The sequence below is a fragment of the Stenotrophomonas sp. STEN240 genome (assembly GCF_056756175.1).
In genome coordinates, this window is sequence record NZ_JBRRBO010000023.1 from 17,740 (window position 1) to 41,011 (window position 23,272).

The 23,272-nt window shown below is 64.1% G+C and carries 26 protein-coding genes; 19 read left to right on the forward strand and 7 right to left on the reverse strand.

The annotated features are described in order from the left end of the window. Positions 1 to 3: 3 nt before the first annotated feature. The 6 genes from ACVOKO_RS11580 to ACVOKO_RS11605 are packed head-to-tail and all read left to right on the forward strand — an operon-like array spanning position 4 to position 3,338. Positions 4 to 288 (forward strand): hypothetical protein, encoded by a 285-nt coding sequence (locus tag ACVOKO_RS11580; protein ID WP_346499060.1) that lies wholly within the window; start codon positions 4 to 6, stop codon positions 286 to 288. Next, the gene (locus ACVOKO_RS11585; RefSeq protein ID WP_057630133.1) at positions 285 to 464 is read left to right on the forward strand and encodes a type II toxin-antitoxin system antitoxin; all 180 of its coding nucleotides are present in this window, start codon (positions 285 to 287) and stop codon (positions 462 to 464) included. The genes ACVOKO_RS11580 and ACVOKO_RS11585 overlap by 4 nt, the downstream gene beginning before the upstream one ends. Continuing rightward, complete coding sequence (locus ACVOKO_RS11590) at positions 461 to 643, forward strand: DUF4177 domain-containing protein (RefSeq protein ID WP_057630131.1); 183 nt, start codon at positions 461 to 463, stop codon at positions 641 to 643. The genes ACVOKO_RS11585 and ACVOKO_RS11590 overlap by 4 nt, the downstream gene beginning before the upstream one ends. Further along, positions 643 to 1,944 (forward strand): alpha/beta hydrolase, encoded by a 1,302-nt coding sequence (locus ACVOKO_RS11595; RefSeq protein WP_346499061.1) that lies wholly within the window; start codon positions 643 to 645, stop codon positions 1,942 to 1,944. The genes ACVOKO_RS11590 and ACVOKO_RS11595 overlap by 1 nt, the downstream gene beginning before the upstream one ends. After that, positions 1,941 to 2,516, forward strand: a complete 576-nt coding sequence (locus ACVOKO_RS11600) for a PH domain-containing protein (RefSeq protein WP_346499062.1) — start codon at positions 1,941 to 1,943, stop codon at positions 2,514 to 2,516. The genes ACVOKO_RS11595 and ACVOKO_RS11600 overlap by 4 nt, the downstream gene beginning before the upstream one ends. A gap of 9 nt (positions 2,517 to 2,525) precedes the next feature. Then, positions 2,526 to 3,338: a M15 family metallopeptidase gene (locus ACVOKO_RS11605; protein ID WP_346499063.1), complete on the forward strand. Its 813-nt coding sequence runs from the start codon at positions 2,526 to 2,528 to the stop codon at positions 3,336 to 3,338. Positions 3,339 to 3,800: 462 nt separating this feature from the next. Here ACVOKO_RS11605 and ACVOKO_RS11610 read toward each other — a convergent pair whose 3' ends face one another. From ACVOKO_RS11610 to ACVOKO_RS11630, 5 genes are all read right to left on the reverse strand, one after another. Then, on the reverse strand, positions 3,801 to 4,475 hold the full coding sequence (locus ACVOKO_RS11610; protein WP_346499064.1) for a DNA-3-methyladenine glycosylase family protein: 675 nt from the start codon (positions 4,473 to 4,475) through the stop codon (positions 3,801 to 3,803). 3 nt (positions 4,476 to 4,478) lie between these two features. Then, positions 4,479 to 4,850, reverse strand: coding sequence for a DUF423 domain-containing protein (locus ACVOKO_RS11615; protein WP_346499065.1), 372 nt, complete (start codon positions 4,848 to 4,850; stop codon positions 4,479 to 4,481). A gap of 98 nt (positions 4,851 to 4,948) precedes the next feature. Then, complete coding sequence (locus tag ACVOKO_RS11620) at positions 4,949 to 6,097, reverse strand: polyketide cyclase (RefSeq protein WP_346499066.1); 1,149 nt, start codon at positions 6,095 to 6,097, stop codon at positions 4,949 to 4,951. Between the two features lie 323 nt (positions 6,098 to 6,420). Then, on the reverse strand, positions 6,421 to 7,062 hold the full coding sequence (locus tag ACVOKO_RS11625) for a response regulator (RefSeq protein WP_057630117.1): 642 nt from the start codon (positions 7,060 to 7,062) through the stop codon (positions 6,421 to 6,423). Continuing rightward, positions 7,062 to 8,261 (reverse strand): sensor histidine kinase, encoded by a 1,200-nt coding sequence (locus tag ACVOKO_RS11630; protein ID WP_346499067.1) that lies wholly within the window; start codon positions 8,259 to 8,261, stop codon positions 7,062 to 7,064. The genes ACVOKO_RS11625 and ACVOKO_RS11630 overlap by 1 nt, the downstream gene beginning before the upstream one ends. Positions 8,262 to 8,410: 149 nt before the next feature. Between ACVOKO_RS11630 and ACVOKO_RS11635 the strand changes: the two genes are divergently transcribed. Genes ACVOKO_RS11635 through ACVOKO_RS11655 form a run of 5 tightly spaced genes read left to right on the forward strand, consistent with a single transcriptional unit; the run spans position 8,411 to position 11,429 of the window. Further along, positions 8,411 to 9,001: a GNAT family N-acetyltransferase gene (locus ACVOKO_RS11635; protein ID WP_282271145.1), complete on the forward strand. Its 591-nt coding sequence runs from the start codon at positions 8,411 to 8,413 to the stop codon at positions 8,999 to 9,001. Position 9,002: 1 nt separating this feature from the next. Beyond that, entirely contained in the window at positions 9,003 to 9,803 is an 801-nt protein-coding gene (gene minC, locus ACVOKO_RS11640; protein WP_346499068.1) for a septum site-determining protein MinC, read from the forward strand. Positions 9,804 to 9,835: 32 nt separating this feature from the next. Continuing rightward, a complete protein-coding gene (gene minD, locus ACVOKO_RS11645; protein WP_346499069.1) occupies positions 9,836 to 10,645 on the forward strand; it encodes a septum site-determining protein MinD in 810 nt (269 codons plus the stop codon). 2 nt (positions 10,646 to 10,647) lie between these two features. Continuing rightward, positions 10,648 to 10,899, forward strand: a complete 252-nt coding sequence (minE, locus tag ACVOKO_RS11650) for a cell division topological specificity factor MinE (RefSeq protein WP_057630107.1) — start codon at positions 10,648 to 10,650, stop codon at positions 10,897 to 10,899. 41 nt (positions 10,900 to 10,940) lie between these two features. Then, on the forward strand, positions 10,941 to 11,429 hold the full coding sequence (locus ACVOKO_RS11655) for a hypothetical protein (protein ID WP_430980765.1): 489 nt from the start codon (positions 10,941 to 10,943) through the stop codon (positions 11,427 to 11,429). Positions 11,430 to 11,540: 111 nt separating this feature from the next. Here the strand turns inward: ACVOKO_RS11655 and ACVOKO_RS11660 are convergent, their stop codons facing one another. Then, the gene (locus ACVOKO_RS11660) at positions 11,541 to 12,821 is read right to left on the reverse strand and encodes a sensor histidine kinase (protein WP_346499070.1); all 1,281 of its coding nucleotides are present in this window, start codon (positions 12,819 to 12,821) and stop codon (positions 11,541 to 11,543) included. Next, positions 12,818 to 13,510: a response regulator transcription factor gene (locus ACVOKO_RS11665; protein ID WP_346499071.1), complete on the reverse strand. Its 693-nt coding sequence runs from the start codon at positions 13,508 to 13,510 to the stop codon at positions 12,818 to 12,820. The genes ACVOKO_RS11660 and ACVOKO_RS11665 overlap by 4 nt, the downstream gene beginning before the upstream one ends. 177 nt (positions 13,511 to 13,687) lie before the next feature. Here ACVOKO_RS11665 and ACVOKO_RS11670 point away from each other — a divergent pair, with 177 nt between their 5' ends. The 8 genes from ACVOKO_RS11670 (at position 13,688) to ACVOKO_RS11705 (ending at position 23,249) form a co-directional block, all read left to right on the forward strand. Then, positions 13,688 to 15,418, forward strand: coding sequence for an ArnT family glycosyltransferase (locus tag ACVOKO_RS11670; RefSeq protein ID WP_430980766.1), 1,731 nt, complete (start codon positions 13,688 to 13,690; stop codon positions 15,416 to 15,418). Between the two features lie 157 nt (positions 15,419 to 15,575). Then, the gene (locus ACVOKO_RS11675; protein ID WP_346499072.1) at positions 15,576 to 16,346 is read left to right on the forward strand and encodes a phosphatase PAP2 family protein; all 771 of its coding nucleotides are present in this window, start codon (positions 15,576 to 15,578) and stop codon (positions 16,344 to 16,346) included. After that, positions 16,343 to 17,998 (forward strand): phosphoethanolamine transferase, encoded by a 1,656-nt coding sequence (locus tag ACVOKO_RS11680; RefSeq protein ID WP_346499073.1) that lies wholly within the window; start codon positions 16,343 to 16,345, stop codon positions 17,996 to 17,998. Before ACVOKO_RS11675 ends, ACVOKO_RS11680 begins: the two co-directional genes overlap by 4 nt. Before the next feature lie 64 nt (positions 17,999 to 18,062). Next, the gene (locus tag ACVOKO_RS11685) at positions 18,063 to 18,413 is read left to right on the forward strand and encodes a hypothetical protein (protein ID WP_346499074.1); all 351 of its coding nucleotides are present in this window, start codon (positions 18,063 to 18,065) and stop codon (positions 18,411 to 18,413) included. 151 nt (positions 18,414 to 18,564) lie between these two features. Beyond that, the gene (locus ACVOKO_RS11690) at positions 18,565 to 18,999 is read left to right on the forward strand and encodes an EamA family transporter (RefSeq protein ID WP_346499075.1); all 435 of its coding nucleotides are present in this window, start codon (positions 18,565 to 18,567) and stop codon (positions 18,997 to 18,999) included. Between the two features lie 69 nt (positions 19,000 to 19,068). Further along, positions 19,069 to 21,084, forward strand: a complete 2,016-nt coding sequence (locus ACVOKO_RS11695) for a M2 family metallopeptidase (protein WP_346499076.1) — start codon at positions 19,069 to 19,071, stop codon at positions 21,082 to 21,084. Between the two features lie 195 nt (positions 21,085 to 21,279). Beyond that, positions 21,280 to 21,882 (forward strand): hypothetical protein, encoded by a 603-nt coding sequence (locus ACVOKO_RS11700; protein WP_346499077.1) that lies wholly within the window; start codon positions 21,280 to 21,282, stop codon positions 21,880 to 21,882. Then, a complete protein-coding gene (locus ACVOKO_RS11705; protein WP_346499078.1) occupies positions 21,882 to 23,249 on the forward strand; it encodes a hypothetical protein in 1,368 nt (455 codons plus the stop codon). The genes ACVOKO_RS11700 and ACVOKO_RS11705 overlap by 1 nt, the downstream gene beginning before the upstream one ends. The last annotated feature ends 23 nt before the right edge of the window (positions 23,250 to 23,272 follow it).

Genomic DNA, 23,272 nt, shown 5'->3' on the forward strand with positions numbered 1-23,272 from the left:
GTAGTGAATGTCTTCGCCCCCCTGATCATTGCTGCCACCGGCATCCCCGCCCTGTGTTTCGCCGTATGGAGCGGACGCCCGGGCACCGCGCATGCGCGCGGCATGGGCCTGCGCTGGGCCTTGATCGCGCTGTGCATGTTCGTGGCGGCCACCGGCGTCTATCTGGCCGGTGACAACCGCAACATTGCCTACGGCGTGGTCATCGCGCTGGTGGTTGCGGTCAATGCGCTGGGTATTTCCCTGCTGGTGCATCTGCGTCGCGGCAACAACGGAGCACCCCGCCGGTGAGCGAGAAGAAGGCCTATCCGCTGCGCATCAACGCTGATGTTCTGGCCGCGACCCAGCGCTGGGCCGATGACGAGCTGCGCAGCCTCAACGCGCAGATCGAGTATGTGATCCGCGACGCCCTGCGCAAGGCCGGGCGCCTGCCCAAACCTAAAGCTGATGACAAGGAAGAGCAATGAGCAAGCGTTGGCAGTACCTCACCGTCGAACTTTCTCCGTCCATGCTCAAGGGCGGCCCGGCCAGCGACAAGTTGCAGGCCGAGCTGACCAAGCAAGGCAACCTTGGCTGGGAACTGGTCAACATGGTGCACTACGGGCAGTTCGCACCGGCAATGCTGATCTTCAAGAAGGAGCAGTGATGAAAGCGGCCCGTGCATGGATCACAGGACTTGCACTGCTGGCAGCGGCAGCAACCGCCAACGCAGGCGAGGCACCGGCCACACTGGCAGGCCGCCTGCTTGATCAACTCGATGCCGCGCAATACGCCGCCGCCGAAGCCAGCTTCTCGCCACAGATGAAAGCTGCAGTCCCGGCCGACAAACTCAAGGCGGTGTGGGAGTCATTGCCCGCTCAGATGGGCGCGGCAGGCCCGCGTGGCACCGCCGTAACCAGCGAAACGGATGGCTTCCGCATCGTCGTCATTCCGCTGCAATACGCCAATGGCGGCCTGCAGGCGCGCATCGTGCTGGACAAGGACGACAAGGTTGCCGGCTTCCTGGTGCAGCCCGCCGCCGCGCCGCCGGCACCCGCACCGGCCGCCGACGCCAGCTACATCGAGAAGGATTTCAGCGTACCTGCAAGCGGCACTGCGACCGCCGGGTTGCCGGGCACGCTGACCCTGCCCAAGGGCAAGGGCCCCTTCCCCGCCATCGTATTGGTGCATGGCTCCGGGCCGCAGGACCGCGATGAAAGCGTCGGCCCCAACCGCCCTTTCCTCGACATCGCGCGCGGCTTGGCCGCGCAGGGCATTGCCGTGCTGCGCTACGAAAAACGCAGCCATGCGCGCCCGCAGGATTTCAAGGCGACTTTCAGCATCGATGACGAAACAACCGACGATGCCGTGGCCGCAGTGCGTGCGCTGGCCGCTACCGCAGATATCGATCCCGGGCATATCTACCTGCTCGGCCACAGCCAGGGCGGATTGCTGGCCGGCCGCATCGCCAAGGCCGCCAACGGCACGCTGGCAGGGCTGGTACTGCTGGCTGCACCGGCTCGCCCCATCCTTGATCTGCTGGCCGAACAGAACCGCTACATGGCCAATCTCGACGGCACAGTCAGCAGCGACGAAAACGCGCAGCTGGCCGCGCTGGATGCTGCCATCGCTGCGGTGCGCGCCAATCCGGACGCGCGGCTGATGGAGGTCCCCGGCCGCTTCTGGCAGCAGCTGGAACAGGTGGACCCGGTTGCCGATGCGCGCGACAGCCAACTGCCCATGTTGCTGCTGCAGGGCGGTCGCGACTTCCAGGTGGTCGATGCCGATTGGCAGCGATGGAAGCAGGGGCTGAAAGGCGAGCGTTACCGCTTCCGGCATTACCCCGCGCTCAACCACCTCGGCATCGCCGGTGAAGGCAAGGGTTCGTTGCAGGAATATGCGCGCCCCGGCCATGTCGATGCCGCACTGATCAACGACATCGCACAGTGGATCAAGGCGCAGCCATGAGCAGCCGCAGCGCCACAGGCGCGCCCGCAAGCGCGTCATTCAAGGTCGCCGCCCCCACCAGCTCGCTGTTGTTCTGGCTGTGGTCGCCAATGCTGCTGGTGCTCAGCATCGACCCCTTGATCAGGCTGTTCGCGGGCAAGCTGCCGTTCGAGGCGGCGTTCAATTCCTGGGGCGGCTGGCTGGTGCTGCCGCTGGTCGGCATTGCGTTGACCCTGGCCTACCGCCGCCGCGAACTGCGCCTGGATCCGCAGCAGCTGACCATCGCCGCCACCCTGTACACGCGACGGGTGCCGCTGAGTTCGATGTGGATCGAGCGTGCGCGCATCGTCAACTTTGCCGAGAACCCCGACTTCAAGCCCGGCATGAAGTCCAACGGCTTCCAGTTCCCCGGTTTCCGCGCCGGCCACTTCCATATGAAGGATGGCGGCAAGGGCTTCTGCCTGATCACCGATGACAGCCGTGTGCTGGTCATCCCCTTGCGCGACGGCAACAGCGTACTGGTCAGCCCCGAGCAGCCGCGCGCATTGCTGGATGAACTCAAGCGACTGGCCGGCAACGGCGCACGGGCCTAAGCTGCGCGTATGCGCAACGCTCCCCATATCCTGCTCAATACGCCCGACATCGAAATCTGGCCGGGCGGCCTGCTGCGTGCGCGCAGCAGCGACGATGCCCGCATCCTCGCCCGCGCAAGCCATGTGCTGCGACGCAAGCGCGACGGCCGCTATCTGGCCGCACAGCTGGGCGGCGGGCTGATGCCGCTGGTCAATCGGCTGGCGGACGAGCCCGGCATCGACTTCGCATTGACCGCACTCGACGCCCTGCGCACGCAGCCATCACGCATACCACCGCCGGGCGGCAGCTTGCCGCTGCAACAACTGCATCTGCACCTGCAGCAACTGGACCTGGATGCCGACGCATATGCCACGCAGACCGGCCTGCCGCTGGTCGCCGAACCTGCGCATCTGCGCCTGGCCGGCTTCGATCGCTACCGTCGCCCGCTCTGGCTGACCACCGCTGCAGCGCGCGGCTGGCAGCGCATGCAGCAGGCTGCCGCCATCGATGGCGTAGCGCTGGATGCGATCTCCGGCTACCGCAGCCACGACTATCAACTCGGCATTTTCGAACGCAAGCTGGCACGTGGCCTGAGCGTGGACGAGATCCTCACCGTCAACGCCGCCCCCGGCTACAGCGAGCACCACGGCGGTGACGCGCTGGACATCAGCACGCCTGGCGAACCACCGGCCGAGGAATCCTTCGAGCACACCGCCGGGTTTGCCTGGCTGCAACAGCATGCAGCGCGCTTCGGTTTCCACATGAGCTACCCGCGCGACAACCCGCACGGCATCGTCTACGAACCCTGGCATTGGCGTTACCGCAGCGCAGAAGCGCTGTAGGAACGGGGCACACGGACGCCTGTGGGAGCGGCGTAAGCCGCGAAGCTGGTAATAGTCGAACCGCCGGAACAAACGCAATCAACCGGGCACAAACCAACCGCGGGCTGATGCGTGCGGCCGGCGATTCTCTGTGTTGATGGTTTATTTGCTTCGCGGCTTACGCCGCTCCTACAAGCGCCGGCATGCGCTGTTGTTTGTGGGAGCGGCGTAAGCCGCGAAGCTGGCGTCAATCAAACCATCGGAAAATCGCGCAGTGACTGCGCGTCGGGCGAATGTAAAGCGCTGGTTGGTATGCACAGGCTGTATTCCCTGCGCTGGAACTTCATCGGCTTCGCGGCTTACGCCGCTCCTACAAGCACCGGCGTGCGCTGTTGTTTGTGGGAGCGGCAGCTTGCGGCTGCCGTCGGCTCATCAGCTTCGCGGCTTACGCCGCTCCTACATCCTTACAACCTGCTGATGCGCTCAGTCCTGCGAGCGGTTGGTCTTTTGTTTGGGCTCGGCACTGAAATCGGCGATGCGCCACAGATAGAGGCTGGCCCAGGTCCGGTATGGGCCCCAGCGCTCGCCGCGCTCGGCCAAGGCTTTGGGGGTCAACATGGCCTCACTGCCATCCACACGTTGGGCGCCCTTGCGGATGCCCAGGTCATCTATCGGCAGGATGTCAGGACGCCCCAGGCGAAACATCAGCATCATTTCCACGGTCCAGCGGCCAATCCCGCGCACCGGTACCCAGGCGTCAACGATGGCGTGGTGGTCCATCAGCGACATCTGCCGCAGGTTGGGCAATTCGCCCGCCGCCTCGCGCCGCGTCAGGTCGCGCAATGCCAGTGCCTTGTTGCCCGATACGCCGCAAGCGCGCAGGCCGGCATCGTCGATCAGGCCCAGACTGGCCGCATGCAGGCGCTTGCTGCCAATCGCGGCCTCCACCCGCCCGACGATGGTCGAGGCAGCCTTGCCACTGAGCTGTTGGAACAGGATCGCCCGCGCCAATGCATCCACCGGATCGAAACTGCGCGTCCAGCCCTGCGGTGCCGGCAGCGGCCCCAGCCGGCGCATCCAGCTGGCCAGGCGCTTGTCCACCCGCTGCAGATGCGCCTGGGCAGTGTCGATGTCGAAACCGCGGCTATAGCGGGGCATGGCTCAGCGGCGCAGGGCACTGAGTGCCAGCAGCAACCAACCGCCCATCAAGGTCATGCCACCGGCCGGCGCCAGGGTCGTCGGCCACTGCATCAGCACATTGCCAACCAGGCTGCCCGAGAACAACAACGTCCCCACCAGCAACACATACAGTGCCCCGCGCCCAAGCTGGTTCAACGAGGCCGCGCCCAGACATACCAGCACTGCGCCATGGCCGAATGCGTACAGCGCGGCGGTATTCAAATGCGACTGTGCCAGCGCTTCGCTCACACCATGTGAGGCATAGGCCGAAAGCCCGACTGCCGCCGCCGCCAGCAGGCCGCCGCAGAACGCAAGAAACGAAGGTTTACGCGTCCGCCGCTCCACTCCCAACATGTCCTTCTCCCATCATTCAAGCCAGCACTTGCCACAAAAAAAACGCGCCGCTGGAAGCGGCGCGTTTCTTCGATCAGATCATCGTCAACTACCGATGATTACTTGACCGCCCAGTAGAGGTCGTAGGAACCATCAGTGGTGAAGGCCTTGGCCACGCCACCCTTCCACGACTCATACGGACGATCAACAACTTCGTTGCCGGTGGTGGTTGCCCATGCACGCAGGCCGTTACGGGCCAGGTCCAGGCCAGCCATGTGGCCGGTGTAGGAAGCAAATGCCGAGCGGTGCGCCGGAGCATGCACGTAGGTCACCGGGTTGCCCGCGGGGATCTTGACGGTCAGTTCGGCAGCGTCACCGGCAGCAACCGGTGCAGCAGCAACGGCCGGAGCAGCAGCTTCGCCGTCCTTCTTGTCAGCAGCCTTGTCGGCAGCCGGGGCAGCACTGCCCTTGCGAACCGGCAGAGCCACGTCGAAGGCGTACTTCTCAGCACCGAAATCGGTGGTGACGATACGCACCGGACCGGCAGCGACAAGACCATTGGCATCCATCGTGCGCTTGATCCATTCCATGTTGTCGTCGATCGACTTCTGGATGGCATCGTTGTTGCGGTCGATGTTACCGGCGTTGACCACCAGCAGGTTTTCAGCCGGCACCTGGATGACCTTCAGGTCGACCAGCGGTGCTTCCGGAGCGGCGTAGTCAACGTTCGGCACCGAGGCCAGCATGTTGGCCATGCGCGACAGACCCAGCTTCAGGTCGTCACCGATGTGACGGCTGACGTACAGGCCGGCGTAACGACCAAACAGGTCGAAACCGTAGTTGACGCTGTAGTCCTGGGTGATCTTGACGTTGCGGTCGTTCTTGCCGGTCGGCTCGAGCGTGAACGAGGTGACCTTGTCGGTACCGCGCGTTGCATCATCAATGGCGATCACGACGCGCTTGTTCTTCTCGCTATCGGTGATCTCCCAGCTACCCTGGCCCAGATCCTTGGAGGAAAAGTCCATGCGTGCGCCCTTGCCGGCGTCCGGACCACTGAACTTCAGCTCCACTGCCTTGTCGCGCAGCACAAGCGGATTCCAATCCTTGAAGCGGCGCAGGCTGTTGACCGTGTCATACACGATGGTCATCTTGCGATTGGTTTCGATGCTTTCGGTAATGTGGCGCTCGCCCGGCAGACACACGCCAATGAGGACAAACAGGCCAGCCACGATCCCCAAGGCGATCAGGAACTCGATAATACGGGTCATTCAGGAGTCTCCGGGGCCGATCCCACGGCCGGGTTGATTTGAAGGGAAGCCCCCATCCTATCAGGGTTTCCGCAGGTTGTTCAGCACATTTGGCGCACCGGTTTCCATTACCAGAACGCGCTATCTCCACGCCAGGTTGCAGGGTAGCGTATCAACCGCCAACCCTACGCGCCTTCAGCCGATAGCTTGCACCGTATTTCGCGTGCAGGGCGGCTATTTTCCACCCTCTCCGGTGCCCAGCACCAGCCCTGCCGGCATCTTTTCGCAATCAGCCTGCCGCATTCATCCAGCGCCGGGCAGGCGCACCTGCCCCGGCCCCTTGCTCAGACCAGCTGCAGTTCAAATGCCTTGAGCACGGCACGGGTACGGTCGCGCACACCCAGTTTGGAAAGAATATTGGAGACGTGGTTCTTGATGGTGCCCTCGGCCACACCCAGCGAATTGGCGATCTCCTTGTTGGAAAAGCCACTGGCCATCAGCCTGAGGATCTCGGTCTCGCGGTCGGTCAACGGGTCCGGCCGGTCCAGGCTGACGAACTCGTTGCGCATGTGCTCCAGCCCGGACAGCAGGCGCTGGGTCACCGCCGGCTGCACCAGCGAGCCCCCGTTTGCCACGGTACGGATGGCGCCGACCAGCTGTTCAAGGGTCACATCCTTGAGCAGGTAGCCCTTGGCGCCGGCCTTGAGCCCTGCCAGCACCAGCTGATCATCATCAAAGGTGGTCAGGATGATCGAGGGCGGCAGCGTGCCGGCGCGGCTCAGCGTCTGCAAGGCCTCCAACCCGGACATCACCGGCATGCGCATATCCATCAGCACCACGTCCGGCTGCACCTGCGGTATCACTTCCACCGCCTGGCGCCCGTCGATGGCTTCGGCCACCACTTCGATGCTGTCATCCAGCGCCAGCAGTGAACGGATGCCCTGCCGCACCAGGGTTTGGTCGTCGACCAGACAGACACGGATCATCAATTCACTCCTTGCGGCCCTGAGGCCAACATCATATTGGTTACCAGTGGCAGGCTGGCGCGAAGACAGAAACCCTCACCGCGTCGCGCCGAAACATCCAGCACACCCCCATATTGCGCCAGCCGTTCACGCATGCCGCGCAAACCATTGCCCGGCATTATTTCCTCAAAATCGCCACCGATACCGTCATCATGCGCGCAGATAACCACTTGTTCAGCGTTGCGCTCGACCTTGATCCAGAGATTGCGGGCACCGGCATGGCGCACCGCATTGGTGATGATCTCCTGCGTACAGCGCAGCAGCACGTGCGCACGCTCGGGATCTTCGACGCTGAACGGATCATCCACCTGCAGATGGATGTCCAGTGACGGCACCCGCTCGGTCAAGGGCCGCAAAGCCGCCGCCAGATCAATCGCGCCGCTTTCGCGCAGCTGGCTGACCGCCTCGCGCACGTCAGTGAGCAGCAATTTGGCCAGCGTATGCGCCTGGCGCACGTGTTCCTGCGCCTGGCCTTCGGTGATATGCCCGGCCACTTCAAGATTCAGGCTCAGCGCGGTGAGGTGATGGCCGAGCAGGTCGTGCAGCTCGCGCGAAATGCGGGTGCGTTCATTGACCCGGGCACTCTCGGCCAGCAACAGGCGGGTGGCGCGCAGCTCGGCGTTCAAGCGCCGCTGCTCCTCGCGCGCCTGGGTCTGCTGCCGGGCCACCAGGCTGGTGACAAAGATGAACATCGAGAAGCCGCCGTACAGCAGCGACTGCAGCAGCGCCTCGAACAGGGGCAGGCCCAGGATCAGGTTGTAGACCGGCAGCACCGCCAACTGGCTCAGCACCAGCCAGAAGATCCCCACCCAGCGGCTCAGCAGCCACGGGATCACCCCGGCCGCCACCATCATCAGGATGCTGCCCAGGCCGGTGGCCGAGAGGTAGCTGACCGCCAGCGCCGATACCGTCAGCACCAGCAGCGCCAGGCGGTCGTACCAGCTGGTATGGCCGGCGGCGTTGAGCCCACGGGTCAACCAGAAGTAGCAGCCGCCAAAAGCCAGGTAGGCAACGAACAGCCATACCGCCTCGCCGGCAGCCGGCTGCAGCACGCCCTCTTCCGGGGCGTACTGGGTATAGACCAGGGGCAAGCTGACCAGGGCCCAGGTAAACAGGCCGGCCAGGCGGAGCACACGGGTATGGCTGAGGTATCCCAACATCGGACCATGGTAAGGATCCGGGGGCCTTGGCGCCCTCCCTCGTAAGTCATGGGTGCCGATGATGGCTGCCGGCTCGCCCGGCTCGGCTGACCCATGCGATAATCGCGCCACAGCCCACTGGGCCGACCGCGATACCCCACGGAGTCACAATGTCGATTGTCATCCGCGACGTGCGCGAGCACGAGCTCGATTCCGTCCTGGCACTGAACAACAACGCTGGTCTTGCGATTCTTCCGCTGGATGCAGCCAAGGTCCGCCGTTTCTACGAAACCGCCGAGTATTTCCGGGTTGCCGAACGCGACGGCAACATGGCCGGTTTCCTGGTCGGCTACGGCAGCAACAGTGCACATGACAGCTGCAATTTCGCCTGGTTCCAGCAGCGCTACCCCAGCTTCTTCTATATAGACCGCATCGTGGTGGCCAGCCGCCGCCGCGGCGGTGGTGTCGGCCGCGCGTTCTACGCCGATGCCCAGAGCTACGCCGAGCTGCGCTACCCGCAGATGGCCTGCGAGGTGTTCCTTGACCACGGCGCCGATGCCGCCCTGCTGTTCCATGGCAGCTTCGGTTTCCGCGAGGTCGGCCAGAACACCATGCCCTCGGTCGATGTGCGGGCCAGCATGCTGCTCAAGGATCTGTGCAGCTACGAGTGGGTAAAAGAGACCTATGGCGACAACCTGCCCGACGTTCCCTGGGTAGGCAACACACGCCGGCTGCTGCAACAGCGGCCGACCGGAACCTGAGATGGCAGTGAATTTGGATTACGAACAGGCTGGTGAACTGAAAATCGGGCAGGTCGGCATTGCCAACCTGCGTATCCGCACCCTCGATGTAGCGCGGCTGAGCCAGGAAATGCGCGAGCGCGTGGCGCGCGCGCCCAAGTTGTTTGGCCGGGCGGCGGTGATCCTGGATTTTGGCGGTTTGAGCCAATTGCCCGACCGCGCTACCGCCCAGGAGCTGGTCAACGGCCTGCGCGACGCCGGCGTACTACCGGTCGCGCTGGCCTACGGCACCAGCGAAACCGAGACCCTGGCCCAGCAACTGGGCTTGCCCCTGCTGGCCAAGTTCCGCGCCCAGTACGAGCGCGCCGACGCCGAACCGGCCGCCGCCCCAGCGCCAGCCCCGGCGCCAGCAGCCACCCCGGCAGCAAGTAAACGCGCATCGGCAGCGGTGCCCGCCGCCGCCTCGCAGGCCGTCACCGAGGCCACCGCGCCACAGCCAGGACGCATGCAACTGGCCACCGTGCGCTCCGGCCAGCAGCTCTACGCCGAGAACTGCGACCTGACCGTACTCTCAACAGTGGGTGCCGGCGCCGAGGTCATCGCCGACGGCAGCATCCATATCTACGGTACGCTGCGTGGCCGCGCATTGGCCGGTGCCCAAGGCAACACCAGCGCACGCATTTTCTGTCGCGACTTCCATGCTGAATTAGTCGCGATTGCAGGACGGTATAAGGTACTGGACGATATTCCGGACAACCTGCGCGGCAAGGCCGTACAGGTCTGGCTGGAGCAGGACCAGATCATGATTGCTGCGCTGGATTGACGCAGCCCCCAACGACATTCAGGAGAGATCCTTTGGCTGAAATAATCGTAGTCACTTCCGGCAAAGGTGGCGTGGGCAAGACCACCTCCAGCGCCAGTTTGGCCTGTGGCATCGCGCGGCGCGGCAAGAAAGTCGCCGTCATCGACTTCGACGTCGGCCTGCGCAACCTCGACCTGATCATGGGCTGTGAGCGCCGGGTGGTGTACGACTTCGTCAATGTCGTCCACGGCGAGGCCACGCTCAAGCAGGCACTGATCAAGGACAAGCGTTTCGACAACCTGTACGTGCTGGCCGCCTCGCAGACCCGCGACAAGGACGCACTGAACAAGGAAGGCGTGGAAAAGGTCCTCAAGGACCTGGCTGCCGACGGCTTCGACTACATCATCTGCGACTCCCCGGCTGGCATCGAGAAAGGCGCGTTCCTGGCGATGTACTTCGCCGACCGCGCGGTTGTCGTGGTCAACCCGGAAGTGTCCTCGGTGCGCGACTCGGACCGCATCATCGGCCTGCTCGACTCCAAGACCGCCAACGCCGAAGCCGGCAAGCCGGTACCGGCCTACCTGCTGCTGACCCGCTACAGCCCCTCGCGGGTTGAAACCGGCGAGATGCTGAGCATCACCGACGTGGAAGAAGTGCTGGGGCTCAAGGCCATCGGCGTCATTCCCGAATCGGGCGACGTGCTCAACGCCTCCAACAAGGGCGAGCCGGTCATCCTGGACAACGAATCGCCGGCCGGCCAGGCCTACGATGACGCCGTGAGCCGCATCCTGGGCGAAGACCGCCCGATGCGTTTCATCACCGTGGAGAAGAAGGGCTTCTTCAGCAAGTTGTTTGGAGGATAAGCATGGGACTGCTCGACTTCCTGAGACAGAAGAAGACGACCGCCGAAACGGCGAAAAACCGCCTGCAGATCATCATCGCGCAGGAGCGCAGCACCCGTGGTGGCCCGGATTACCTGCCGCTGCTGCAGCGTGAGCTGCTGGAAGTGATCAAGAAGTACGTCAACATCGACGCCGATGCGGTCCGCGTGGACCTGGTCAAGGATGGCGCCAACGACGTGCTCGATATTTCCGTGGCCCTGCCCGACGACAAGTAACCAACATCCCGGCGGCTGCGGCCGCCGGGGCTTCTGCGCCCGTGAACGAAACCCCTGCCAACGATCCAACCCGCCCGGTGCTGTGCGTGGGAGATATCCAGTGGAGTGACGCGCTGAGCCTGCTCGCGCGCCATGGCCTGCGCCTGAACCATGTTGCTGCGGGCGAGAAAATCCCCGGCAGTTACTGGGGCGAGCCCGAGGCCGGCATCATCGCCTGCGATGTCTATGTGCGCGACGACACACCGGTGCATTCGATGCTGCACGAATCCTGCCACCTGATCGTGCTGCCGCCCGAGCGCCGCGCACAGGTGCATACCGACGCCACCGACTCGGTACCCGAGGAAGACGCCACCTGTTACCTGCAGATCGTGCTGGCCGGGCAATTGCCGGGCGTAGGCAGCGCGCGGCTGATGGCCGACATGGACAGCTGGGGCTATACCTACCGGCTGGGTTCGACCCAGGCCTGGTTTGAGCAGGATGCCGAAGATGCCCGCCAATGGCTGGTTGAGCGCGACCTGCTGCCGCTGTAATTGTGGGAGCGGCGTAAGCCGCGAAGCTGGCAATGCTCGGCGGCCAGCAACGCCGTTATCTGTTGATGTCCCGGCTTCGCGGCTTACGCCGCTCCCACAACAGCCCCCGCTCTAACGCGGTCTGGAGCTGCTCATATCCAGGGTAACGCGGGTGCCGCGCTCCGGCTGCGAATGGATATCCAGCCGCCAGCCCAGGTGATCACATAGCCGCGCGATCAGGTCCAGGCCAATGCCCGCGCCCGGGTTGCGCTCACCCTTGGTCATGCGCGCATAGACCTGCGCGACTTCTTCCGGGCTCATGCCGTGGCCGGGATCCTCGATGCTCAGCACCGCATCGGCGGAAATAGCCATGCGCACCACGCCGCGGTCACTGTTTTCGATGGCGTTGCGCAGCAGGTTGCCAATTGCGGCCTGCACCACTGCCAGCGGCGCAAGTATCCGGCACGGCGCCGCTTCCACCAGCAGCAGTTCCAGCTCCTTGCCCTTGGCCAGGTAACGATGGTCTTCGGCGATTTCCGGCAGCAGCTCATCCAGCGCCACCAGTTCACTCATCGCGGCCAGCTTGGCCGGGTCGCGCGCAAGCACCAGCAGCAACTGGATCAACTGCTCCATGCCGGTGGAGGTACTGCGTACCCGCAGCAGCTGCTGACGCGCCCTTTCCGGCAGGCCCGGCTGCTCCAGCGCCAGCTCGGTGGCGCCACTGATCACCGCGATCGGCGTGCGCAGCTCATGGCTGGCGGTGCTGATGAAGGCCCGCTCACGCTCGACGAAATGCTCATTGCGCTGCAGGTAGTCGTTCAAGGCGCCGGCAATCACTTCCAGCTCGGCACTGCCGCGCCGGTCCACATGCACGCGTTGCCCACGACGTTCGGGGCTCAGTTTGGCGATGTCCTGCGCCAGCACCGACAGCGGCCGTACCAGCCGGGTCATGCCCACCCAGGCCATCAACAGGGTCACCAGCAGCAAGGCCACACCAGCCAGCAGTGCCCAGCGGGTAATGAAGTGCTCAAGCTCGCCGAAATCGGTGATATCCAGTGCCAACACCACCCGCCCGAAGTCGGAGGTATCGCGCACCATCACCGCCATGTCCTTGCCTTCCAGCAAGGCCCCGTCATGCAGCCCGGGATGCAGTTTGGCCAGGCCTTCAGGGATGCCTGCGGGTACATGCGCCGCATAGAAGCGCAGCGTGTCCGAATCCTGCCAGTGGTAGTTCGGGTCGCTGCGCATCTGGCCGATGATGCTGTCCAGCTCGGTGTTCAACAGCGAACGCCACACCGCATGCTCGGCGTGCTCGTGCACGTAGTTGGCCGCACTGAATACCGCCAGCGTCACCAGTGCCACATAGATCGCCAACCAGCCCAGCAGCTTGCGGCGCAGGGTGCGGCGTGTCATTGCGCCGTACCTGCCGCCGGCGCGGACAGGCGATAGCCCACGCGCGGCAAGGTCTGCAACAGCTTCTGCTCGAACGGGCCATCAACCGCGCGCCGCAGTTCGTAGATATGTGAGCGCAGCATGTCGCCATCGGGGGGCTCGTCGCCCCACAGGGCGTATTCGAGCTGGTTGCGGGTGACCGCCGCCGGGCTGGCGCGCATCAGCACTTCCAGCAACTTGCGGCATGCCGGGTACAGATGCAGCACCTGTCCGCCACGCTGGGCTTCAAATGTGGCCATGTCCAGCTGCAGGTCATGCACCTCCAGCACCTTGCGCGGGTTGCGCCCATGGGTGCGTGCCAGCACCGCCTCCAGCCGCACTTCCAGCTCGGGCAGGGCGAAGGGTTTGGTCAGGTAGTCATCGGCGCCGGCGCGGAAGCCGGCGATCTTGTCGGGCAGCTCGTCGCGGGCGGTCAGCATGATCACCGGCACTTCGGAACGGAACTCCTCGCGCAGCTTGCGCAGTACCTCCGGCCCCTCCAGGCGCGGCAGCATCCAGTCCAGCAGAATGGCGTCGTAGCTCTGGGTGCCCGCCAGGTGCAGGCCGGTGATACCGTCCGGAGCGACGTCGAGCGTGTGCCCGCGCGCTTCGAAATAGTCGAACAGGTTGGCGATCAGGTTGCGATTGTCTTCGATGACCAGCAGCCGCATGCGGGCATGACCTTGCTGCCCCGGGCCGGGGCATTACCGACGTATCCTAGCGCCGCAATTGTCGGATTGTCGTCGGATTGGCTTCGGAACCCAGTCGAAGCCGGCCGTTGGCGGTTTCGACGCGTTTCCAACGTTGCCTGCGCCATCATCCTGCCAGCCTTCGACACCGAGCCGCCTGTGCACCCAACTCCGTCCCGCGCTCCCCGTAGCAATCTCTGGTTCGCGATCCTGATCGCGCTGGTCGTCATCAGCTTGCTGGCCGGGCTGGGCATGCGCTCCCCCAACCCGCCGGACGAACCTCGTTTTGTGCTGGCTGCACGGCATATGGTGGAAACCGGGCAGTGGTTGCTGCCACATCGCGGCAGCGAGTTGTATGCGGAAAAGCCGGCCACCTTCATGTGGATCCAGGCCGCCGCCTACAAGGTGATCGGCGACTGGAACCTGTCATTCCTGGTGCCATCGCTGCTGGCGGCACTGCTCACCCTGTGGCTGACCTGGGACATGAGCCGGCGCCTGTGGAACCGCCAGATCGCCCGCTATGCGGTGGTGGCGCTGTTCGTCTGCATCCAGTTCGGGCTGATGGCCAAGCGCGCGCAGATCGACATGGTGCTGGTCGCCATGACCACCCTGGCACTGTGGGGGCTGCTGCGACACCTGCTGCTTGGCCCCAACTGGTGGGCGCTGGCGCTGGCCGCTTTTGCCGCCGGCGCCGGCACCGTCACCAAGGGCGTTGGCTTCCTGCCGCTGTTGATGCTGCTGCCGTGGATGGCCTGGCGCTGGTGGCACCCGCAGGCCGCTGGCCCTGGGCGCAGCTGGCGCTGGTGGCTGTTGTTGCCGGCTTTCCTGGCCGGCACCGCGATATGGCTCGGCCCACTGGCCATTGCCCTGCTGCAGAACCCTGAGCCGCACCTGCAGGCCTATGCCAAGGAACTGCTGTTCAAGCAGACCGGCACCCGCTATGCCAACGCCTGGCACCATCACCAGCCGTTCTGGTACTACCTGCAGGTGATGGCGACGCTGTGGCTGCCGGGCAGCCTGCTCGCGCCGTGGCTGCTGCCAGCCTGGTGGCGCCGCTGCCGCCGCGCCGATCCGCGCTACATCCTGCTGCTGGGCTGGGCACTGCTGGTGCTGCTGTTCTTCAGCGCCAGCCCGGGCAAGCGCGAGGTCTACATCCTGCCGATGCTGCCGGCCTTGGCCGTGGCCGCCGCCCCCTTGCTGCCGGGCCTGCTACGGCGTACCAGCGTGCGCTGGCTGCTGCTGCTCTATGTACTGGTGCTGGCCATCGCCACGCTGGTGGTCGGCTATGGCGCGGTGCACGGTGATGGCTGGGCGCAGCGCAACGCGATCAAGCGCGCGATCGACCCGTGGGTATTGCCACAGGTCGGCTGGTGGCTGATCGGCTTCAGTGCCGCCTCGATGCTGCTGCTGGCAGTGCTGCGACTGCGCCGGGCCGGCCTGGCGGTGGTGCTGAGCACGGTGCTGCTGTGGAGCATGTACGGCCTGGGTGCGATGCCGGCACTGGATCCTTACAGCTCGGCCTCGTTGCTGATGGACAAGGTGCGCGCCCGGATCGGCCCGGACGCGCAGCTGGGCATGGTCGCCTGGCGTGAACAGAACCTGCTGCAGACCCATCCACAAGCCACCGACTTCGGCTTCAAGCGGCCGGTCGCTGAACAATGGGAGGATGCAGCACGGTGGGTGACTGAAGACCCGCAGCATCGCTGGCTGTTCGTGCTGGACAAGGCGATGACGCCCTGCGCTGACCGCAGCCAGGTCATCGATATCGGCAGCGCCAACCGCAACAACTGGCAACTGCTGCCTGGCACCGCCCTGCACGCCGATTGCATCGCCAAGACCCATGGCGTGGTGGTCGGCGGTGACGCCGCGATCGAGGACAGCGGCGACTGAGCGTTTCTGCGGCAATCCGCTGGCGGGTTGCCGCCTTCACATCATCAGCAGCGGCTGACGATGCTGAAGCTTCGACATAATTCCCACATCACTCCGACTGCGCTCCGACAGCGGCGGTAACAGCATGCAGCCATCCTACTGATGGCCTGTGTGCTCCATGCCCCATTCCCCCCGCCCGCTCCCTGCCACGCTTCAACCTGCCAGCAGTGCGGCCTTCGCCATGCAGGCCTTGTGGTTGCCGTTGCTGCTGGCATTGCTTGCCAGCACTGCCTTGATGGCCGGCGGCGGCGACCAGTGGTTGGCCGATCAGTTGTTCCAGTTGCAAGGCCAACAGTGGGCCGCCAAAAATGCCTGGTGGAGCGCACACCTTGTTCACAAGGGCGGGCGAAATCTCAGTTTCCTGATGGCGGCATTGGTAGCGCTGGCGCTGATCCGCAGCACCTTGCATCCGCGCTGGAAGCCGCTGCGGCGGCCGCTGGGCTATCTGCTGCTGTCTGTGGCCCTGTCCACCGGCATCATCGCTCTGCTCAAGTCCTGGACGCATATGGACTGCCCCTGGGACCTGCAGCGCTACGGCGGGCTGCGGCCGTTCATCGGCTTGTTCGAACAGCGCCCGGTACTGCTCGGCCACGCCGCCTGCTTCCCCGGCGGGCATTCCGGTTCGGCCTATGCATGGATAGCGGCGTATTTCTTCATGTTGCAGGTACGGCCGCAATGGCGCCGGCCGGCACTGCTGATTCCCTTGGCCATCGGTGTCGTGTTTGGCCTCACCCAACAGTTGCGCGGCGCCCATTTCCTGTCGCATGACCTGTGGTCGCTGGCGATCAGCTGGTCGGTCGCGGTGCTGTTGTACGCATGGATGTTCGCGCCATCCCTGGCCACTGCACGGGCACCCCGCCCGGTCACCACCGTTGGAGAAACCGCATGAGCACCACGCTTTCGCGCCCTGCCAGCCTGCGCTTGAGCTGGGACCGCCTGCGTGCGTTCCGCCCCGAGATCAGCACCGAAATGCTGATCCTCGCAGCCAGCCTGTTCTTCGCGCTGGCCTGCAACGGCTTGTTCTGGCGCAGCGCGATGGCGGCCAACCCCGGCAGCGTGCTGTTTGCGCTGTCCTTGTGCGCACTGCTGGTTGGCGTGCATGCGTTGCTGTTGAGCCTGCTGCTATGGCGCTGGAATGCCAAGGTGGTGCTGACCGCGCTGTTCATCACCACCGCCTTCGCGGTGCACTACATGAGCAGCTTCAATGTCTATCTTGACGCGGACATGCTGCGCAACGTGCTTGCCACCGACCGCAAGGAAAGCAGCGAGCTGATGACCCCGGCGCTGATCCTGCCGCTGCTGGCCTACGGCCTGCTGCCGACGCTGCTGCTGTGGCGCCTGCGCCTGCGCAAGCGCAGCTGGGGCAAAGCCCTCCTGTGGCGCGTTGCCTTCATAGCCGGCGTAGTGCTGGTGACCGGCGCCGGCGCGATGGCCTCCTTCCAGGACATATCGGCGCTGATGCGCAACCACCGTGAAGTGCGCTACCTCGCCACGCCAGTGAACTACCTGATCGCGCTGAAGCAGAACCTTGCCAGCTCCAGCCCGATCAAGAAGGAGCCCAAGCAGGCAATCGGCACCGACGCCAAGGTGCTGCCGCGCGCGGCCACCAGCAAGCCACGACTGCTGGTGCTGGTGGTGGGCGAAACCGTGCGTGCGCAGAACTGGGGCTTGAATGGCTATGCACGGCAAACCACGCCCGAGCTGGCGCAAACCGGTGCAGTCAACTTCCCCGACATGCATGCCTGCGGCTCCAGCACCGAGGTATCGCTGCCCTGCATGTTCTCGCCGTATGGCCGCCACGACTACGACGAGAAAAAAATCCGCAACCATCAATCCCTGCTGCACGTGCTGGAACATGCCGGCATCAGCACCTTGTGGCGCGACAACCAGTCCGGCTGCAAGGGCGTATGTGATGGTCTGCAGATAGAGCGCCTGGACGATGCCAAGACCCCCGGACTGTGCGCCGATGGCCGTTGCATGGATGAAATCCTGATCGACAACCTGGCCAGCCAGGTGCGCGCCAAGCCGGGCGACCGGGTGGTGGTGCTGCATCAGCTGGGCAACCACGGCCCCAGCTATTTCCAGCGTTACCCGGCGCAGTTCCGCCAGTTCGCACCCACCTGTGACACCCCGGACCTTGGCAAGTGCGAGCGCCAGGAAATCGTCAACAGCTACGACAACGCGATCCGCTACACCGACCACTTCCTGAGCCGCACCATTGCTGCGTTGCGCGGCCTGGACGACTACGACACCGCAATGATCTACCTGTCCGATCACGGCGAATCACTGGGCGAGAAAGGTTTGTATCTGCACGGCATGCCGTATGCGATCGCCCCCGAAGAGCAGACCCGGGTACCGATGCTGATGTGGTTTTCACCGGGGTTCGTGGCCGACCGCGGGCTGGACGTCCAGTGCCTGCGCCACCGTGCCGGGCAACGCACCGACCAGGACAACCTGTTCCCCTCGGTATTGGGCCTGATGCAGGTGCAGACGTCGGTGTATGACCGCTCGCGGGATGTGTTTGCTGGATGTACGGGGTGAATTGTTTGAGCGGGTTTGAGGGCTGAGGGAAAGCGCTGAGGCAGCGGCTCGATTGGTGCGGTTCTTGGCTCTTGGTTTTTTGTTTTTTGTTTTTTGTTTTTGGCTTTGGGCTTTGGGCTTTGGGCTTTGGGCTTTGGGCTTTGGGCTTTGGGCTTTGGGCATTGGGGCTTTGGGCATTGGGCATTGGGGCTTTGGGCATTGGGCATTGGGCTTGGGCTTGGGCATTGGGCTTGGGCTTGGGCATTGGGCATTGGGCTTTGGCTTTGGCTTTGGCTTTGGCTTTGGCTTTGGCTTTGGCTTGGGCTTGGGCTTGGGCTTGGGCTTTGGCTTTGGCTCTGGCTTCACCTTCCCTTCTCCCGCCTGCGGGGGAAGGTGCCCGAAGGGCGGATGGGGGGAAGCTTCTGCAATTGCGTGATTCGTGTTCCACCGATAACCCACCAGCTTCGCGGCTTACGCCGCTCCTACAACAAACTGGTGCCCCATCAGCTTCGCGGCTTACGCCGCTCCCACAAACAAGCGCTGTTCCGCTCCCCTAAGCAGCCGGCCACCGGCGACCTGGAGCTGTCATGACCACCTTTCCGCAATGGCTTCCGTGGGCGCTGCTGTCGGCGGTGTTCGCCGCGCTCACCGCCATCTTCGCCAAGCTCGGCCTGCAGAACATCGATTCGGACATGGCGATGCTGCTACGCACCGTCATCATCAGCGTGGTGCTGGCGATGTTCGTCGCGGCTGCCGGCAAATGGAGCAACCCGCTGCAGCTGCCCGGCCCCACCGTGGCCTGGCTGGCACTGTCTGCCTTGGCCACCGGCGCCTCCTGGATGTGCTATTTCCGCGCACTGCAGCGTGGCCCGGCCGCGCAGGTGGCGCCGGTGGACAAGCTCAGCGTGGTGCTGGTTGCCCTGTTCGCCGTCACCTTCCTGCACGAGCGCCTGGGCTGGCGTGAATGGCTGGGGGTGGTGATGATTGGTGGCGGCGTGCTGCTGATGGCGCTCAAGCGCTGACCTTTGTCCACTTGCGGCCCGGCCGCCGCCCCACTAGCCTTCGCCGGTACTTACTACCCGGGGTTTGCTGTGAAGAATCGTCATTTGGTCCTGGCCGCCGCCGTCGGCGTGGCCGTGCTCTCGTTGGCTGCCTGTAAAAAGGACGCCGCCACCGACACCGCCAAGCCGGCTACCACCCAAGCCGCACCGGCCGAAAGCGCCGACCAGTTCATTGCCCGGGTCAATGCCGAATACAAGGCCATGTACCCGGAGATGACCTCGGCGCAGTGGCTGTCGTCCACCTATATCAACGACGATTCGGCACGCGTCGCGGCCAAGGCCAACGAGCGCTGGCTGACCGTGCTCAACGGCTGGATCGAGCAGGCCAACAAGTACGAAGGCCAGCCGATGAGCGCCGATACCAAGCGCGCCATCAGCCTGCTCAAGCTGATGACCTCGATGCCCGCCCCGCGTGACCCGCAGAAGCTGGCCGAGCTGGCCGGCATTGCCACCAAGCTGGAAGGCGACTACGGCGCCGGCACCTACTGCGTGGGCGAAGGCGACAAGCAGAACTGCCGCCAGCTCGGCGACCTGGAGCACGTGCTGGCCGGCTCGCGCGACTATGACAAGCAGCTCGACGCCTGGCAGGGCTGGCACTCCACCGCCGTGCCGTCGCGCGCCAACTACCAGCGCTTCGTCGAACTGGTCAACGAAGGCGCCCGCGAACTGGGTTACACCGATGCCGGCCAGATGTGGCGCAGCGGCTATGACATGCCGGCCGAAGAGGTTGGCCCGGAAACCGACCGCCTGTGGGGCCAGCTCAAGCCGCTCTACGAGCAACTGCACTGCTACACCCGCACCAAGCTGGACAAGGAATACGGCAAGGACAAGGCCGAAGTGGGCGGTGGCATGATCGCTGCGCACCTGACCGGCAACATGTGGCAGCAGGACTGGAGCAACCTGTGGGACATGACCGCGCCGTACCCGAACGCCGGCAGCCTGGACATCACCGCCGCGCTGGAAAAGCAGTACCAGACCAATCTCAGTGGCGCCCTGGCCAAGGCCGGCGGCAGCGACCCGGCAAGCCGCTTCAAGGCGCAGCGTGAGGCCGAGCTGGCCACCGCCAAGCAGATGACCGAGCGCGCGCAGGACTTCTACGTGTCGCTGGGCATGCCCAAGCTGCCGGACAGCTACTGGCAGAACACCCAGTTCATCAAGCCGCTGGACCGCAACGTGGTCTGCCATGCCAGTGCCTGGGACATGAACATGGGCGGCGACGGCAAGGAAGTTGGCCCGGACGTGCGCACCAAGATGTGCATCACGCCCAACGAAGAAAACTTCACCACCATCTACCACGAGCTGGGCCACATCTATTACGACCTGGCCTACAACCCGCTGCCGCCGTTGTTCCAGGGTGGTGCCAACGACGGCTTCCACGAAGCCATCGGCGACACCATCGTGCTGGCGATGACGCCGAAGTACCTCAACTCGATCGGCCTGGTCGATGCGCAGCAGGAAAGCCGTGAAGCCACCATCAATGCGCAGATGCGCATGGCGATGTCGGGCGTATCGTTCCTGCCGTTCGGGCTGATGATCGACCGCTGGCGCTGGGGCGTGTTCGATGGCTCGATCAAGCCGGACCAGTACAACCAGAAGTGGTGGGAACTGAAGGCGCAGTACCAGGGCGTGGCCCCGGCCACTGCCCGCGGCGAGGAGTTCTTCGATGCCGGCGCCAAGTACCACGTACCGGGCAACACGCCGTACCTGCGTTACTTCCTGGCGCGCGTGTTGCAGTACCAGTTCTACAAGGGCCTGTGCGATGCGTCCGGCTATACCGGCCCGCTCAACGAGTGCAGCTTCTACGGCAACAAGGAAGCCGGCCAGAAGTTCTGGGCGATGCTGAGCAAGGGCTCCAGCCAGCCGTGGCAGGCCACGCTGAAGGAACTGACCGGCACCGAGAAGCTCGATGCCGCCCCGATGCTGGAGTACTTCTCCCCGCTGCAGGAATGGCTGAAGCAGCAGAATGAAGGCCAGATGTGTGGATGGCAGGCGGCTGCGCCGGCGGCGGCTCCAACAGCGGCACCAGCGCAGCCCTCGGCACCGTAAGCGCTGCAGCTGATGACACAAGCAAAGGGCGCCGCAATGGCGCCCTTTGCTTATCCGCTAGCGCAGCATCTGCGTCGAGGCCAACCGCCACCCGCAGCAACCAACAGAGCAGTAGCGCAGCAGGATCTGCCATACCCCAGCCTTGACACATCGGCATGCCGTGGCATCGTTGCCCGGTCACATCGGGAGATACGAATGAAATTTGCTGCAGTTCTTGTTGCACTCGCTGTTCATGCGCCTCTGCTCAAGCCTGCGCTCGCCTCCGAGATTACCGGCGCCGAGCAGATACATCTCGGCATCACCGATGCGAGCAGCACACTTGGCTTCGTCTTCACGCCTCCAGCCGAAGAAGGCTGGACAAGGAACGGTTCCGGAATGAGCACAACGCTCAGCTGGAACGCGGAATCCCCTTCGGACGACCGCAAGATCGAAGCCTACATGACCACGCTTGATGCGCCCATCTCGCCAATCGGCGGCTACATCAGGACCATCAAACGCAATCTGGAACAGGGCTACGCCAGCAGCTCCCGCTTCAAAATCAGTTCACTTCAAGTGAGCGAGTATCCTGCGGATCCACGCTGCGCAAAAATCCACCTCCTGCTCGAAGCGCGGCAGCTAACGGCGGCTGGGAAACAGCAATGGAGCGAGCAGTACGCACTCTCCTGCGGCTCGCTGCAATCAAAAGGCGTCGGCTACGAGTTGCGCTACTACCAACGCTATACCGATGGCCATCGCGATCACGGCTTGGAATCAAAAGCCAACGCCGTACTGGACAGCTTGGACATCGAAGGCGGCTGATGCATGCAGTCTTCGGTTCGCTTCGATCACAGCTCTGCGATGATCAAGCGCGAGCGGGCACGCAGCTTGTTCGCCGCACCCAAGCACACGCGGAAACACCTGAGCCAAATTGGTGGACGGCAGTCATTCCAAGGATGAACATGGACAGCAGCAACATCGCAGACCGCAGCAATGCCGACACTTCCCTGACCGGGCCTGGCAGCTACCCGCTCGATCTCACCGGCCCCAGCAGCCACACCTTGATGCGCACCCTGGGTGCGGGAAGCCTGGTCATCGCAGCGCCTGGCTCCGCAGGTAAGTCCGATCTGCAGGTCGCGCCTGATCAGAAGATCAACTGGGCAGCCTTCGCCCCATTTGCCACTCCCGCAGGCTCCCCCTGGCCGCGCGTGATCCACTACGCAGGCTCGGATCTAGGCATCTTCGAGTGGGCCCGGCAGCGCCCCATTGAACAGCTGACCTGGACGCCGGTGCTCCACACGGACACCCTGGTCGACGCCTCCCGATCCAACATCCGCACCTTGGCGATTCAACTGGACCTGCCGGGCGCGAACCTGCAGCTGCTCATGCCCGCGCAGGAAATCGCAGCGAACCTCCATCTGAGTATCTCCGGCGATATCGGCCGTTTCTCTGCACAGGGACAACTGCCCCGCTCCCTGTCACTGGCCCCGGAAACGGGCTCACGCAGGGAAACTTCTGCGTTCCAGCTACCAGACATGGGCGAACTGCATGAGGTCCACGAGCTGATGCTGGTCAACAAGCCGATGGGCCGCCCCATCTCGCTGAAGTGCCTGTCGCGCTTCACACAACTGCAGTCGCTGAGCCTTTACGGCAACTTCGTCGACCTGGAAGCGCTTGCCGAACAGCCACAGCTGCAGAACCTGCAGCTGCGCTATATGCCGTCTTTGGAAGGTTTGCCCGTACTCAGCTGCTGGCCTGCGCTGGACGGTTTCATCGCCTTCAACATCGAGGAAGCCGCAGGCAAGCGTCTGCGCCAGCAACTGAAGGCACGCACCCCGCAACGCCCGTGGACCAAACATGCGTCGGTCTCGCAGCTTCGCAAAGAAAGCTGGTGGGAAAGCGAATTCGGCCGCCCGTTCTCGGCTTGGTCAAAACGCTTGGCGAAACAGGCCAATGAGGCATTCGATGGCGCATTGGCAGCCTTGGCTTCGTCGCATTCGCTGGCCGATGCTGAAGCAGCCTTCAGCGAATTTGCCCGCCGCTTCAACGCCCTCAAGGGAATAGAGACGACGGAACGCGACGACCTGGGTGAAGCCATATGGCAACTCAGCAGTTCCGAGCACGCCGTGCGCATTGGCGTGACTGAAGAACTGGCGCAACAGTGGTTCGATGCCGTGCGTGACTATTGATCGGAACTGCACAGGCATTGCTT